This is a genomic window from Fluviispira vulneris (assembly GCF_014281055.1).
GTDB classification, from domain to species: domain Bacteria; phylum Bdellovibrionota_B; class Oligoflexia; order Silvanigrellales; family Silvanigrellaceae; genus Silvanigrella; species Silvanigrella vulneris.
The window spans coordinates 140254-155419 of record NZ_JACRSE010000006.1 but is presented as its reverse complement, the minus strand read 5'-3'; the positions used below and the strand labels follow the sequence as shown (position 1 = coordinate 155419).

18 protein-coding genes are annotated in these 15166 nt (G+C 41.0%); 7 read left to right on the top strand and 11 right to left on the bottom strand.

What is annotated here, in order from left to right:
- Position 1 precedes the first annotated feature (1 nt).
- From H7355_RS14225 to H7355_RS14195, 7 genes are all read left to right on the top strand, one after another.
- Entirely contained in the window at positions 2-2767 is a 2766-nt protein-coding gene (locus H7355_RS14225; protein WP_186648966.1) for a hypothetical protein, read from the top strand.
- A gap of 68 nt (positions 2768-2835) precedes the next feature.
- On the top strand, positions 2836-4740 hold the full coding sequence (locus H7355_RS14220) for a portal protein (RefSeq protein ID WP_186648964.1): 1905 nt from the start codon (positions 2836-2838) through the stop codon (positions 4738-4740).
- 1 nt (position 4741) lies between these two features.
- On the top strand, positions 4742-6100 hold the full coding sequence (locus H7355_RS14215; protein ID WP_186648962.1) for a hypothetical protein: 1359 nt from the start codon (positions 4742-4744) through the stop codon (positions 6098-6100).
- A gap of 295 nt (positions 6101-6395) precedes the next feature.
- Entirely contained in the window at positions 6396-7121 is a 726-nt protein-coding gene (locus tag H7355_RS14210; protein WP_186648960.1) for a hypothetical protein, read from the top strand.
- Positions 7111-8391, top strand: coding sequence for a hypothetical protein (locus H7355_RS14205; protein ID WP_186648958.1), 1281 nt, complete (start codon positions 7111-7113; stop codon positions 8389-8391). Before H7355_RS14210 ends, H7355_RS14205 begins: the two co-directional genes overlap by 11 nt.
- Entirely contained in the window at positions 8388-9803 is a 1416-nt protein-coding gene (locus tag H7355_RS14200) for a hypothetical protein (RefSeq protein ID WP_186648956.1), read from the top strand. The genes H7355_RS14205 and H7355_RS14200 overlap by 4 nt, the downstream gene beginning before the upstream one ends.
- Positions 9800-10057, top strand: a complete 258-nt coding sequence (locus H7355_RS14195; RefSeq protein WP_186648953.1) for a hypothetical protein — start codon at positions 9800-9802, stop codon at positions 10055-10057. Before H7355_RS14200 ends, H7355_RS14195 begins: the two co-directional genes overlap by 4 nt.
- On the opposite strand, the gene H7355_RS14190 is transcribed toward H7355_RS14195, so the two are convergent.
- The 11 genes from H7355_RS14190 to H7355_RS14140 form a co-directional block, all read right to left on the bottom strand.
- The gene (locus tag H7355_RS14190; RefSeq protein WP_186648950.1) at positions 10054-11574 is read right to left on the bottom strand and encodes a DUF5906 domain-containing protein; all 1521 of its coding nucleotides are present in this window, start codon (positions 11572-11574) and stop codon (positions 10054-10056) included. The two genes, H7355_RS14195 and H7355_RS14190, sit on opposite strands and share 4 nt — an antisense overlap.
- A gap of 87 nt (positions 11575-11661) precedes the next feature.
- Positions 11662-12162, bottom strand: coding sequence for a hypothetical protein (locus H7355_RS14185; protein WP_186648948.1), 501 nt, complete (start codon positions 12160-12162; stop codon positions 11662-11664).
- Entirely contained in the window at positions 12101-12625 is a 525-nt protein-coding gene (locus H7355_RS14180) for a deoxynucleotide monophosphate kinase family protein (RefSeq protein WP_186648946.1), read from the bottom strand. Before H7355_RS14180 ends, H7355_RS14185 begins: the two co-directional genes overlap by 62 nt.
- Positions 12622-12849: a hypothetical protein gene (locus H7355_RS14175; RefSeq protein WP_186648944.1), complete on the bottom strand. Its 228-nt coding sequence runs from the start codon at positions 12847-12849 to the stop codon at positions 12622-12624. The genes H7355_RS14180 and H7355_RS14175 overlap by 4 nt, the downstream gene beginning before the upstream one ends.
- A gap of 299 nt (positions 12850-13148) precedes the next feature.
- Positions 13149-13367: a hypothetical protein gene (locus H7355_RS14170; protein WP_186648942.1), complete on the bottom strand. Its 219-nt coding sequence runs from the start codon at positions 13365-13367 to the stop codon at positions 13149-13151.
- Between the two features lie 12 nt (positions 13368-13379).
- Entirely contained in the window at positions 13380-13574 is a 195-nt protein-coding gene (locus H7355_RS14165) for a hypothetical protein (protein ID WP_186648940.1), read from the bottom strand.
- 21 nt (positions 13575-13595) lie between these two features.
- Complete coding sequence (locus H7355_RS14160; RefSeq protein ID WP_186648938.1) at positions 13596-13961, bottom strand: membrane protease subunit; 366 nt, start codon at positions 13959-13961, stop codon at positions 13596-13598.
- Positions 13962-13996: 35 nt separating this feature from the next.
- Entirely contained in the window at positions 13997-14485 is a 489-nt protein-coding gene (locus H7355_RS14155; RefSeq protein ID WP_186648936.1) for a hypothetical protein, read from the bottom strand.
- A gap of 2 nt (positions 14486-14487) precedes the next feature.
- The gene (locus tag H7355_RS14150; RefSeq protein WP_186648934.1) at positions 14488-14775 is read right to left on the bottom strand and encodes a hypothetical protein; all 288 of its coding nucleotides are present in this window, start codon (positions 14773-14775) and stop codon (positions 14488-14490) included.
- A gap of 7 nt (positions 14776-14782) precedes the next feature.
- On the bottom strand, positions 14783-14926 hold the full coding sequence (locus tag H7355_RS14145; RefSeq protein WP_186648931.1) for a hypothetical protein: 144 nt from the start codon (positions 14924-14926) through the stop codon (positions 14783-14785).
- 5 nt (positions 14927-14931) lie between these two features.
- Positions 14932-15156 carry a hypothetical protein gene (locus tag H7355_RS14140; protein ID WP_186648930.1) on the bottom strand — a complete coding sequence of 75 codons (225 nt, stop codon included), beginning with the start codon at positions 15154-15156 and terminating at the stop codon, positions 14932-14934.
- Positions 15157-15166 lie beyond the last annotated feature (10 nt).

Below are 15166 nucleotides of genomic sequence, written 5' to 3'. Positions count from 1 at the left end.
TATGCAGATAACAAAATTTTTTGGGTTAAATTTGCAAGATAATAGTTTTGAGACTGAGGGGTTTCTCGAGAAAGCCGAAAATATTTTAATTTCACGCGACAATATTATTCAAAAGCGAAATGGCTATCAAACGTTTATTGACGGGTTAATGTATGGAAGCCATACTGTTTTAAGCTATTTAAAAAATTTAATATTGCTCTCACCTACGTCCGTAACGGTAGTTGAGCAAGCGAGCGACGGCAGTTTTTTAAAAAATTCTGAAATTAAAACGAGAGTTGCTCTTGATATTCAAACATCACGGTATTGTCAAGCGGCAGGGAATTTGTATATACCTTCAAAAAAAGGCCTTTTAAAAATTGAAAGTATAAATGAGAATATAATTTTCGCGGGTGTTGAGAAAGCGCCAGACCTTGATTACATCGGAAGTGAGCCGGAGCCTAATTCAGGCATACATAACCCTGACACGCAAATAGGATATCGCATTGTTTTTGGAAGAAAAGACGCAAATCAATTGGTAGTTTTGGGGGCACCCTCAGAAATTGTCACACGCGGCAATATGCTACAGTCGCCAAAAAGCATTAAAATAAAAAATCATGAAATAACTATCACAGCTACAGAACCACTGCCAAAAGCGTTAAAAATTGACGATTTTGTTACTGTGAAATACTCGAATGGGGTAACGCCAATTCCTGACGGCGAATATGTAATCACGGCCGTTAATGCCACAAATAATGAATTTACTTTCTCAACGACGGCCGTGTTAACTACGCCGTCAACTGGCGTAACTACCGTTAAATTTGGATTTAGAGCAGAGCCAAAACTACAAGCGACAATCCCAAAAAATTGTCTTTATACTGATTATTTTTACAGAATTTACAGAACAAATGCGTCAATAAATAACGAAGTTGAGCCTGACGAATCAACGCTACAATTAGTTATAGAGAAAAATATCACAAAACCAGAGATTGAAAGTGGATTTATAACGTATACTGATAAAATTAATGACCTTTTCCGTGTTGGTTTTTTATATACAAACCCTAATACTGGCCAAGGAATTCTAGAGTCAAACATGCCGCCGCCTGTCTGCGAAGATGTGGCATTTTTTAAGGAGCACATGTTTTTAACTTGCCCTACAACTATAAACTCGACAGAAATTGATTTGATAAAAGCAAACGGCGATTTGCTCTCGGGCGATAGTTTTATTGTAGAAACTGGGAATATAAAACGCACGTATACTGCGGCAAATTCGGACGAATATTCTACGACTGATGGCGGCAAATTTAAAATATTTACATCTAGCAATTCTGTTGCTGTAAATATTGACAATACTGCGCGCTCAATATGCCGCGTAATTAATAGGGATAAAAACGGCACTATTTATGCAAGCTATGTAAGTTCTTCGCAGTCATTGCCCGGTAAAATGTATTTTTATTCACGCATTGCGTCTGTAAAATTTTCGTTGCGAGCGAGTACGAAAAAAATTGCCGCATGTTTTAATCCAAGTTTGCCTGTGGCGGCAACAGATAAGAGCGTTGATAGTATTTCTGACACAATTCCAAATGGAGTATACATAAGCAAATTTGGAGAAATCGAAGCGTTCCCTTTAACGTCGTATATTAATGTTGGCGCAAAACAAGCTAAAATATTGCGTATCGTTCCCTTAAAAAATAGTTTAATTATTTTAAAAGAGGATGGCGTTTTCAGATTATCCGGCTCAAGCCGTGCGGATTTTAGCGTATTTCCGCTTGATTTGACAATAATTTGCAACGCTCCCGAATCTGTTGTAGAACTCGACGGCAGCATTTATGCGTGCACTTTTGCAGGAATTGTGCGGATAACAGAAACGGAAGTTTCAATCGTTAGTCGCAATATTGAACCGCTGCTCACTGCAATTTTTTCGCAGCCTGATTTTTCGGCCGTGACTTTTGCAACTACAGTTCCAACAGAACGGCTGTATATGCTAACAACATATACGCCAAATGCCCGTAGCTTTGTTACGTATGTTTACAATGTTTTAACGAATGTGTGGACAACGTCTTCGATTTTGTACCGCAGCGGTGTGGTAAACCCCACAGACAATCTGCATTACGCAATAAATAATAAAAATAAATTAATTAAAATGAGGCGCAATAATAACAAAACAGATTTTTGCGACGAAAGCACGCCCGTAATTTCAGCAACTCCCGTCGATGCAACATGCAAATGCTGGCTAATAAATAGCCAGCTAAAAATAGAGGTGGGCGATATTATTGCTACAGGTGATGTTATTAACCGTGTCATTGCTGTTAAACCGCAAAAAAAATTGACAGAGTGTCATTTCTCTCGCAAAGCAAACATTGACAATAAATCAGAGCATTTTAAAAGTATCACGAGTGAGATTATTTCAAGCCCGATTGGGCTAGACGAAAATGTGCTAAAACAATTTTCGGAGTTTCAGGCTAGCTACCGCAATAACTCTTGCAGCAAGCTCGAGCTTGCTTTCATTTCGGATGCAAGTGACTCAAGCTATCGCGAATGGCAAGCCCGCGGTAATCAAAGCGGCTGGGGTAACAGCCCTTGGGGTTTTTTTACGTGGGGTCTCGGCGAAACCATCGATATACAGTATCAGACGTATTTGGCGGAACCTACGCGGGTTTTCGTACCTTTGCAGAATCAGATGACAACATGGTTGAAAGTAAAACTCAGGCACAGCCAAGCGGCTGAACAAATTAACATACAGTCGCTTGCCTTCGCTGTTCGCAACATTTCCAACCGAACTTCAAAATAAAAATCTACAGTAACAAAAAAATAATAGCGGAATCTGTAACACTTATAATTAAGAACATAAGAGGTGCAATGAATAACCAATATTATGCCGCAGCAGATACAAAAACTGCTACAGCTAAAATAATGCAATTAATAAAATCAAGCGGACAATTTAACGACTGCTTTTCTTCGGTTTGGAAGCGGAATATTGAACTGTACTATAAAAATGCTTTGTCAGAAAATTTAGGATTTGCGGGTCGCCAAGGCGAGCTAATTAAAATGAGCGTGCCTCAAGCTCGTTCCCTCGTGAGGCAAACTATTTCAATAATTTGCAAACAGAAATTATTTTTCAAATCAATAATGCGCTCGACTGACTACGCGAGTTTCGCAAACGGTAAAATCGCGCAGGCTATCGCAAATAAACTCGTACGCGATAAAAAAATTGACGTAAAAATGGATAGAGCGGCCGAACAAATTTTTATTTATGGCCAGAGTTTTTGGCACTGCACATGGTATTCGGACGGCGGAACGCTCGTGCATTCCGAAGACGGCGAACCTAAAATGACAGGAGATGTTAAGGTATCCGTAGTAAATCCAAGTTATGTTTTTTACGATTTACAATATGATGACTGGCAAGACCTGCCATGGGCTGCGGTCGCTGAAAAATATAACCGCCACGACCTTATTGCACTACATCCAGAACTCAGAGATGAATTGCTAAAAATTAATAGGTTTAGCGGGACTAAAGTAACAGAAGTTTCTGCAGAAAATGACGACACAATTTTAGTTTATCATTATTATCACAAACCGTCGCCGGCCGTCCCCCGCGGAAGAATGGCAATTCTCTGCAGCGAAAGTTGTGTTTTATATGACGGTGAAAATCCGTACGAGTGCATTCCGATTATTCAAAATCTACCCGAGCAAATGAATGACCAGCTTCGAGGCTATCCATTATTTTGTAACTTATCCGCGACTCAAGAGATGCTCGACGTGTCTTTTTCGACAATGGCGACAAATCAAGCAGCGTTCGGCGTGCAATCAATTTTAAACCCCCGCGGAAGTAACATCGATATTGCGCAAGTAGAAGGCATGCAGTTCATAGATTACACGCCGCAAAATATAGACGGTGGCGGGAAACCTGAAGCGCTACAATTAACTAAAACACCGCCCGAGGTTATCGAAAGCATTCGTATTTACACCGAACATATGAGCGTTATTGCTAACGTTAACAGCGCTCTAAGGGGACAGCCGCCTACGGGAGTAACTGCAGGAAACGCAATCGCAACACTATGCGCAAATTCTGTCGAATTTATGTCAAGTTTGTCTAGGTGCCTATACGTAGGAATTGAAGAAGTTGTTACGCTATCAGTAAAATTTTACCGCATGTTTGGAGCTGAAAGACAAATAGTTTCTATAGCAGACGGCAATACTTCGTACGTTAAAGAATTTAAATCTAGCGAATTGGCGGATTTTGAAAGGGTAAAATTAGATATAGTTAATCCTATTATGAATACTATTTCCGGCAGAAGAGATACCGCCGAATTAGCCCTGCAGCATGGCCTAGTTAAAAATCTCGGCGAGTATTTTTTAGTACTCGAAGGCCAAGCGCCAGAGCAACTTTATAGCAGTCAATTAAACGAAAGTGCACTTGCACAGAAAGAAAATGATGATTTATTGGCGGGTATTGACTGTCCAGTGCTTACATTTGACGACCATCAGGCGCACATTGAGAAACATAAAGATTTGCTACGGAACCCAGAAATCCGCCGCAGCAGCGAACATGTTGCGATAATATTACAGCACATTGCAGAACATGAGAATCATCTGCAGCAACAGCAGCAACCGCCGCCTCTGCCTGAGCAGCCGCCATCACTTGGCGGAGCTGTCGAGTCTGGCGGCGGTAGCGTAGCGCCACCTCTTCCCTCTCAACCGCCGGACGGGAGCACTTCAGCAGCGCAACCCGCTTCTCCCGCCCAACCTATAGTGAGTTTATAATATGGCTTACATTTTCAGAAAAATTTCTAATCTAATTGACGAACAAAAACCAGCATTACGTAGGCCACAAGGGCAAATAATCGGCCAAACACCTACGCCGTCGGGCGAAACTGGAGTTAAAAATGCGCCAGAAAATGCTTCGGCCGCACATGAAAGTACATTTAAAAATCCTAATGCGATTTACGATGCAAATTATGGCGCCAACATGGGACAGCTAAGCTCTGGAATAAAACAGAGCCTCGACGACGCCAACACACAGCTGCAAAATTCGACCAAAGAATACAGCAGAAACGTTGGCGATATTGCAAAAAATTATAATTATAACGGTCGCTCGGATGTTGAAAACATCGAAAGAAAAGATGTTTACGACCGTTTAAGCACTCTCGCAACTCCAGATGTTGCTAAAAATACATTAGGGGCAATTGAATCTAAATCAAAATATTACAATGCAGATACGTCAGCGACAGCGAATTTATCGACGATTGATGGCCTTACAAATCAGTTACAAAATCAAAACGGAAGTACACGCGGCGGTAGTAGATTAGACGCACTATTGTACAGAAATTCGGGGCAAGCCGGTCGCGCAATTCGAAACGATTTGACACAAATTGACGGATTTAGAGCAGGAAAAGAGCAACTTTTAAATAACGAGAAATCGTTGTTAGACAACAGTAAACGCACGGTCGACGAAAATTCAAAACGATTATATAGTGACGGCGATATGTTCCGAAATGAATTAATGCGTAGTGCGCAATCTGCCGCAAGCGAAAGACAAGCGCAATTTAATGCACGCCGTAGTGCAGAATTACAAAAACTCGCAGAGTGGAAAAAAAGCCAAGATTACAAAAACATGTTTGCTGAAAAAATCATGGAAGGCGCGGGCGATAATTACATTAAAGCAAATCAAGAAGCGGCGCTAAATGTAAAAAATAAATTGCTGGAAAATACATTAAAAAATTTCACGTTAGATGACGTTCGCGAAAACGATTTTGTTTCGCCAATGCAAACATATAACGAAAATATGTTTCTCGACGGCCGATTTAATAAAATTGGCGCATTGCTTGGAATGCAACAGCGCGCTAGAGAAAGTGCGCCAGAAATTAACGTATCAGCTCGCGAGAGTGACTACCGTAACGCAATAAATTCGTTAATTAATGCACGAGCAGAGCAAGCAAAAGCCGCAGCGGCTAAAGCCTATACTCCAGAATATACTGCCGAAACCGGAGGCGGCGGAGGAAATAATTTACTGCTAGACGGCATAACCGGTGGTATGTATTCCATGAATAAGTCCCTATATAATGGCGCGAATAAAGTTGGAAGGGAAATTGAGCGTGGAATTAAAAAATTAAAATTTTGGTAGGAGATATTTATAAATGGTTTTACCTATAGCCGCCGCAATTCTCGGCGGCAGCCTCCTCGGAGGCGCACTACAATACAAAACATCGCGCGACGCTAACAAAGCAACCGCCGCAGAACACGCACGTATACAGCGATTAATCGACCAAATTTCAGACCCTACGTTCGATATGACGCAAATAACTCCCGAAGAGTTTGCGCTTGTTGGCAAATACGAACCACAACTTGCACAATATATAGAAGAGCAGGCACCGCATTTAGCTCGCCGTTCTGCGGTTGGAGAACAGGGGCAAGAAGCAATGCTGTCAGCGCTTCAGCGATTGCGGCAACTGGGAAATACAGGCACTGACAGTGTTTCCCAAGCATTAATTGAACAGTCGATGCGCGAGTCAGCAGCTCAAAATGAATCGCAACAAGCGTCGATTTTAGACGAATATGCACGCAGAGGCGCGGGCGTCGGTAGTGGGCTAGGGTTTGCGAAAGCTTTGTCAACACAACAGAACAACAGCCAAAATGCGAGTAATTCCGGCACGACCGCCGCACTTACAGCGTATGCAAACAGACTGCAGGCTTTGCGGGATTCTGCAAATTTAGGCGGGCAGATAGAACAGTCAGAACAGAATATGTCGTTTAAGAATGCTGATATTATTAACAGCTATAACGCCCGCAGTGCAGCAAATCGCAATAATTACAATCAACGCAATGCAGATGTTTTAAATGACGCACAACGCATGAATTTAGCAGCACGACAGAATAACTCAGACAGAAATACAGAATTGCGGAATAATTCAATGTATGAGCGCCGCAATTTTAGAAACAATATTGAGCAGCAAAAATACGACAATGCAATGGCTAAAATTACTGCACAAACTGGAAATTCTAACAATAAAATAAACAGTATAAACTCGAACGCACGCGACCAAAACAGCGCAATTCAAGGAATAACAAACGGAGTAACAACCGGTTTAATGTATTTAGATTCGCAACGGAGAGAAGACGAAAGGTTAAAACGCTATGGCTACTGATAAATACATTTCCGCGCTAGAGAAACTAATGCAAAAATACGAGAGCGAAAATAGCGAGGCGGACAAATTTGCGAACGCTAGCGATATACATGGCGCACGTTCTGCAAATAATCTTGCAATTTTTGCAGATAATCTTCTACGTGCGCAATCGTTGGTCGGAAGCGTTGGCGGCCACACAGCGCCAGTAAATACAAATTTAAAAGAATTCGGAGATTCTGCTCTGCGAAATTTGAACGACGATATGCAACTGCAGCAACGTAAAAAATCGCAGGCAGCTCAAAATTTAGCGCTCGGCCGTGAAAATATTTACGACGATATGAAATTTAAAAAATTCGGCCAAGATTCTGCGCTTTCGGATGTACAACTGCAGCAAAATAAAAAAGGGTTGTTGTTGAGTGACCAACAAATTAAAAGAGGCGAGCAGCAACTAAGGCAGGGTGAGCAAGACTTATACAACGGCCAGATAGACTCGCAGCTAAAAAAATTACAGCTATCTGACGCACAAAGCGACAGAACATACAATCAATCTGCCGCGCTTGCTAGATTTTCTGCGTTAAAAAATCAACAGCGGCAAGCGGAAATTCTCGGCAATTATGATTTATCCGCAGCTATTGGCGAGCAGCTAAAACAAATCGCAGACGCGGACGTAATATATAAAGCCGCGCAGACGTACAGAAGTCGCGGCGAGCTACAGAAAGCTCGGGAACTCGAACGTAAATTGAATGCTACAGCTTTTAATGCTCGTGACGTTAGTAAATATAATGGTTTAGATTCTCACAATTTACAAAATATCGGAGCGGGAGTAGCGAAAGAAAAAGAAACAAAAGAGGACTCTCAGCGGAGGGAAGCGGCGTACAGATATAATATTTTAAAAACTAATGCTAACGAATTAAAGGAATTAATAAAACAAAATGGAACTGTAACGCCATTCGGAGATGCGGGCACAAAAATGGACGCAAAAATTTACCAAATGGCGGTAGATTTTGCAAAATTAGTTGACCCTGAATCTGTTGCGAGAGAAGGAGAAGTTGCGTCTGCTCAAAAATATATGTTGCCGTTTCGCAAGTTTGGCGGGGTTTTATACGCAAATAAAACAGCAGACAAAATGATAGATAATTATCTGCATGACCTCGATACTCGACTGGACGCTTTTAATTCTGCAAAGAGTATGAAAAAAACTGAATTAAATAATTTTAATACAAACGGTGGCAACATTACAGCCAACGCGGCGTTAGAGGAGCTAAAACGCAGAGGTGCGAAAATTCAATGAAAAATATACGCGAATATAGTAATGAAGAGTTACTAGAGATTGTAAATAACTCAAATAAAAAACCTGCAAATAATAATATAGAAAATATGTCTGATGATGATTTATACAGAATTGCTGGCGTAAAACCTGAAAATAAAACAAACACGTTGGAAGCCCTGCTTCTGGGTGCGGCTGACGGTGCGACGTTTGGGTTTACTGATGAAATAAATGGAGCGGTGGGCGGGCTAGGAAGAGGAATTGGGTATTTGTGGGGCAACGGAAAAAAAGATAAAAGCTTACTCGACGCAATACAGAACGGCTACATAAAAGACCGTGATGTTACGCGGTGGCTGCAGAAAAATGCCGAAGCTGAGCATCCAGTTGCAAATTTCACTGGAGGTATTGCCGCAGCTATTCCAAGTGGCGTCGGCCGCGGCAGTATTTCACTTGCACGAATGGCCGCAGAAGGGGCTGTCGGAGGGTTCGGAGGTTCCGAAGGCGACACGTGGGAAAGGCGGGCGCAAGACACTGCGTTAGGGGCGGGAGTTGGGGGTGCGCTTGGAGTTGCCGCCAGGGGAGTCGGGAATATTCCGAGAGCTCTGGATAGATTTAAAAAAAATCAAACGTTAAAAGCGCTGGGCGCAACGCGGTCGGATTTTACAAAAATGGGCGAGAATGCTGACGGAATTGCACAGTTTGCGTTAGATAATGGCTACATAAATCCGTTAAAAACATTAACGCATAAAGAAGAGTTAGCGACTAAAAATTTAAAAAATATAGGTATGCAATTATCGGATGCGCGCGGCAGATTGCCTGTAGTTTCAACCGACGATGTGCTTGCGGCAGTTGATAAACGAGCGAGCCATTTAACACCAGGTCTAAATTTGGACGCGAAACATGTAAATCAAGTAAACAATTTGCGCGACGATATTAAATTATTATCTAACGCTAACAATAACATGGATTTTAAAACGTTAGTTGACCTAAAATCGAAAATCGGACGGGAGACGCGAGACGTGTTTGGAAATGCCGAAAAATCTAAAATTGGGTTGGATTTAGGTCGCTCAGCGCTGCGAGATGTTGAAATAAAAACAGCAGCGACGGCAGAGCCGCAATATGCAAAAATGCTGTCAGATTATAGCAACACAACGATGGTTGACGAATTATTGTCGAGGAAGGCCAGCATGGGCGGCAATTCCGCAATTGGATTTTTAGGTGCGGCGGGAGCGGCGGCGGGGGCTGCCGCGGAAGGAAAAACTGGCGGCGCGATAGGAGCACTATCACTAATTCCGGCAATGCGAACCAAGGCAGGAGAAACCGCAGCGCTAACTATAAATGCCGCGCAAAAATCTAAAATATTAAAAGCGCTTTCGACGTCTGGAATCGACCCGCGAATTGCTGCGTATCTTTTGTCGCGAGGGATTAATAGATGACAGACCGCGATTTAATTTTAAAAATATTTGACAAACTTGATAGAATTGACATGAATGTTTCAGAATTGCGCGCAAGTTTCGCGAGCCTCGACGCTACCGTTGAATCATATAAAAACAAACTGTCATCTTTCGAAGCGCGAATAACCGCACTTGAAAATGCTGGGAAACGCTGGAAAACATGGGCATTAATGCTAGTTGTTGGGGCAATTGTGAGTGGTGTCGTGGCGTGGGAAGTGCGGAAAGTTCTTTCCTAGCCTGCAGATGTTGCGTCAAAATACGTACCTTCGGGCGCAACCACAGAAATGCCTTTAATGCGGCCTTTTTCTCGTACAACGCCGTGCTGCGTACGTAGATATGAGAATAAATCACGGTCTGCGTACGATTTTCGCAACTCACGCAAATTGCCGCACGTCGATAGTGCTTGATAAAATCCAGCTTCGTCAACTGTCCCATGGCTGTCTAACTCGTAATGTCCTGCTTTTTTAACCTGTCGCCATAAGTTTTTACTCGCAGTAATTGCGGCAAGGTCTTTAAGACTGCCGAACTCTGCAATTTGCGCGGGAGACGCGGGCACTGTATTTGCGCCGCCCAGTTTTTCGTAGCATATGCGGCAGTGATTTAAAAAGTCATTAAAATTTTCTGACAACATATTTTCGTATGTTTCTTTGTCAATTTCTGTATTGCATTTAAATTGACTAAAGCGAAACAGCCTCAATCTGCGGAATTCGTAATTTTCGCCTTCAAGTAAAGGTAGCGTATTACTATCAACCATAAGCAAGCCTGACAGTTTTGCGCTAAATCTGTCTTTTCCTTTTGGTTCTATGCTAACGTAGCTATCGCCCGTCAGCGCTTTAACCTCAGATTTTTGCAGTAGGCGACAGTTCACATTTTCGCTTAACAATATCAACGCTTTATTGAACATCCCTATGTTGCTAAAATTATTATTACTATCAAATGTAGCGGTAATAGCTTCACCGAGCATGCGAGTTAAAAATCCCGTGAATGAAGATTTACCCTCCCCACCTTCGCCGTACAAATACACTACGTAAGGCGTCTTTTTACCGCAAAACATTAACCATAAAATCGCACATAAATATTCGGAGTCTGTGCAACGCGACAGCAACTCTTGCAATGTTGGATTTAATTGCGGGTTGTCGTTGGGGCTGTAGTCTATTTTTTGCGAACTCAGTATATCGTCTGTACTTAACGAAACTGGTCGCGGGGCTTGTTCAAGTTCTAAAAACGCGTCTTCGTCCATATACATGTCTATAGATAATTGGTTGATAATCCTCTCCGCCGTACACTCTATTGTGACAGCGTTTGGCCGTTTGGGGTTGATTTTATGTGCAAGTTGTTTGTGTACTGCAGCCAATTCTCGAGGCTTGCTGTTGCGCAAAATCTCAACCCACTCTTGCGTTTTAGGGACTCCTGCTTGAATTAATCGGGCAATACGGCCGTTATAAAAATACGTAAATGTCTCTAGTTGGCCGCGTATTTTAACCAAACGATAGTCTGACATTATTGATTTATTATTGTTTATTATTTCTAAAATTTCATTCTCAATATCGTCGCTGTTGTCTGTAAATTTTTTAGAGCATGCACTCGCGAGGGCATTAAGTGCTTCAGGAATTTCTTCGATAGTTACACCCGCGTCTATTAATTCTTTTTGTATTCTTTTTTGGTCTACTGTGTCACCGACGTAACGGCCGCTATTTTGAATAAAATTGCCGTTTTCGTAGCGGTATTTTCGGGATAAGCGCGAGATATCCATGTTTTTAGTTCTCCAACAAAAAAAAATGCAGGCACTAAAAGCAGCGCCTGCAAGTTGAAAGTTAATTAAAATTACTACTATATTTTTTTATAGTCTTGAGGGGAGGTATGCGCCTGCGTAAAAATTTACTCGGGCATATGAAATAGGGTTACCCGTAGAAATATGTATAAACGTTTCCTTGTCCCATCGTAATACACTCAAAGCATATTTACCGTTATTACATTGTTCTAGAGGTATTGTCTGAACGTCGTCAACTAATTTTATACCTGAGTATACGCATGTAGTTTGGTCTATATCGTTAAACTGCACAGTTATTTTTTCGTCTTCCAAGTCCCCAAAATATAGTTCTAAAAAGGGAGGTAGCTTATAAAAATCGTTGGAATTAGGTTTAGCAAAGGGTACAGTTTTAAAAACCCACTGAGCTCTAGAAAAAGGAACTTCAACTTTCACGATATCCTTAGCAGCTTCAATGTATCCTTCCTCGTCAACTGCAGCAGCATTTTTACTATCGCTTTTTTTACCGCAACTAATTACCGCCGCTATCAAACAACTGTATATAAACATCGCCGACAATTTTTTTAAGTTCATCCAAGCCTCCGTTATTATTAATAACAGCATCGAAACTTAAATCATCATAATTGTCAAGCGCGACCTCCGTACTGTGATTTAAATCGCGGCCAGCGCTATAATGTGCTCGCAAATTTTCATCGCGAACAATTTTTATAATTTTAATATTTTTCCGTTTCGCATGCTCAAACTCATCCGGAAAGCGTAAATCTGTGATGCAGAAATTATCGCTATTTTTCACTCTCGCAACCAGCCATTTGGCGAAAAAATCACTGCCGCATTTTGCTCTGTAGTGCTCGCCAAGCAATTGCAACAATCGGCCGTCTTTATGCGGCGTCTCTCCAAAGAGTTGCTGCACTTCAGAAACTGCGACGTAAAGCGGCGCTGCGAATTTTTCTTCCCGCAGCTCACCGTGGATTTCTTTCAAAATTTCAAAAACTGTATTTTTTCCTGCACCTAACTTTCCAGCTAAAGCAACTCTCATTTTATTTCTCCAGTTTTTACAGTTGTTAGGATAGTTGTATTTTCGCGCAAATGTTGCAATTTTAAAATGTAGCCGACGCCAAAAAATCCACCGAAATTGCCATTTACGTACGGCCGTGTCTGTGATTTACGTCCATGTTTTTCAGCAATTTGTAGTAGTTTCTCGGCTGGAATTTCAAAGCATTCGTACGTCTCGTTGTCAGAATTCGGGAGTATGTACAGCATTCTGTAGTTGTGCTTAGCTGCTAAAGTAACGCCCGAGTCTGTGATTTTATCGCCACGTTTTGTCGCGGTTTCTACAAAAATATTTCCAGTTTTTGCGGCTGCAAAATCAATTTTTACTTCTAAACAGTAACTTTCACTTATGAGATAATCGGCGCAACTTCCGCGCCTCTGCCGTAAAAAAGGCTCTACATTTGAGTAGAGCCGAGCGACAATTGCGTTAGTTAAATTTTCGTATGTGTTCAGCTAGCACCTCCTTTTTAATGTTTATTATTTTATTTTAGAGCTTTGTTTGTTTTTATTTACGTGGGGTATATGTAGTGTGCTTGTAATATTTCTAACGCGATTTCCAGCTCATCCTGAACTTCGATTGCTCTGTCGTCTGAATATTTAAACGTCTGGCCGTGCTTATTTCGTCCAATGTAAACTTGGCTATCTGAAATAAAAACCATCCCATTATTTAAAACGTACTCAACGGCTTCGCGCGGAGTTATGCAGGTAAATTTTTTATATTCTTTCAATTTAAGCCTCCGTTAATAAATATCAATAACATTTAAAAATATTCTAATCGTTCCCGTCTCATGGCTGTAGTTAATTTTTCTAATTTCAACATCTACGCTCTCTCGCACAATAATTTCAACATCTGGAGCGTGTTGATTTTTTTCTGCCTCTGCAATTGCGTATTTTAGTTGTGCTAGAATTGTGCTGTTTTTATCTGCGAATTCCATAGGGATTTCTCCATAATAATATTACCGTTTGCCCGCTTCGAGTATGGGTAGATTTGCCTCAGTCGGTATATAAATAACTTCTTTATTGTTGCCATTTAAGTTAGATATCCAAAGATAACGTAAGTAACTCTCATTATTTTTTAGAGAGTTCCCTATAATTTCGTTGGCTTTTGCAACGCCTTTAGCTCTCTCAATTTCTGATTGAGCTTCGGAAACCGCAGCATCTTTTTTTGCTTCTGCTTCAAGTACTCGAATTTTCCTATTTGCTGTTGCTCGTGCCAGTTCAGCTTCTCCCTCCTTTTCTTGCTGCCAAACTTTGTAAGGAGGAAAAAAGGTGCAACTACTTATTAAAAAAGAGCTTAGTATAATAATAATATTTTTTTTCATTTTTAATTCTCCGGTATATTTTTGATTAATTGCGCCTAAAAATTATCAACAATTATTTGCGTATTTTTTGCCCGTTTAGTTTTGCTCACTTCTTTGAATTTAAATGGAAACCTTAGAAATAATTTAAGCGCAACGGGCGAGCGCCACTGTTTACTTGTTTGTATTTTTCGCCCGTCCCACCAAAATTTGTCGCCGTAAACGCTTTCTACTTTGCGTTTTATATACATTAAATCAAACGCCTCGCGCGGCGTTAACGTATGTTCTGCGCTCGTGCGTACGTCCATTTTAACAGTTTCCGGCTGCGGTACTTTCGGTTTTTTACTCCAGCCGCCTGCGTTTTCTGCTTCACGGAATTTTAAAGACACGTACGCATTTATAAAGCACTCAAATGCCATATTATCGATATATTCATTATCCGAACGTACGCTTGAGTTATTTATTACAAAATGATTTCCAATTTCGTCTGCAACATATTTGCTTGCAAGCATTATATTGAACGCCTCTTTGCTACTTAAATTAAACATATTTAACCCTCGATTTTTTGAGCTTTCGAATTTACGAGCGTTTCTATTACCGTACATAGAGATTTTATTGCAGCGTTGCGGGCATCCAGTCTGTTGTATTTGCGGGGGTTGTATTTTGTATTTATTAGTGCTTTTAAAATTATTTTTTGCGGGTTTTTCCAACGTTTTTCTATATTTTCGCATAGTGCAAATAGTGTTGCGTCGCGTGCAGTAATTTTATCTGCTTCGTTAGTTGCTCGTTTGTCGTATTTGCGAAAGTCGTCTAGCAGCGCTTCGTGTAGTAAATTCATTTTTTTTTTATTCCTCCGAGATAATAACAATTTTTCTACCTTCTTCATCCTCAGCAAGTCTAACTTCCGTGATACTAAAATTATCCCCGTAAACCTGTGCATCATCGAGGCAGAGGTCGCTTAAAATATCTATTAATTCATAGACGTTCATTTTTTTTATTCCTCGATTTCTTCTTTAATTAATACAAATTCTTCGCCATTTTTGCCGGCATCATATGCTAATTCCATCAGTTCGGTCACTGAAAAACAGTCATTAAAATTTCTATATAAATTATTGTCCTCCGCTTCGCCGTCTCGGACGTAAAACATTGTTTCACCGTCCACCTCAATTTCTAAGAATATTCTGCCGTCTCTTCTTTCACATATTTGCTTGACTATCATTGCTTTGGGG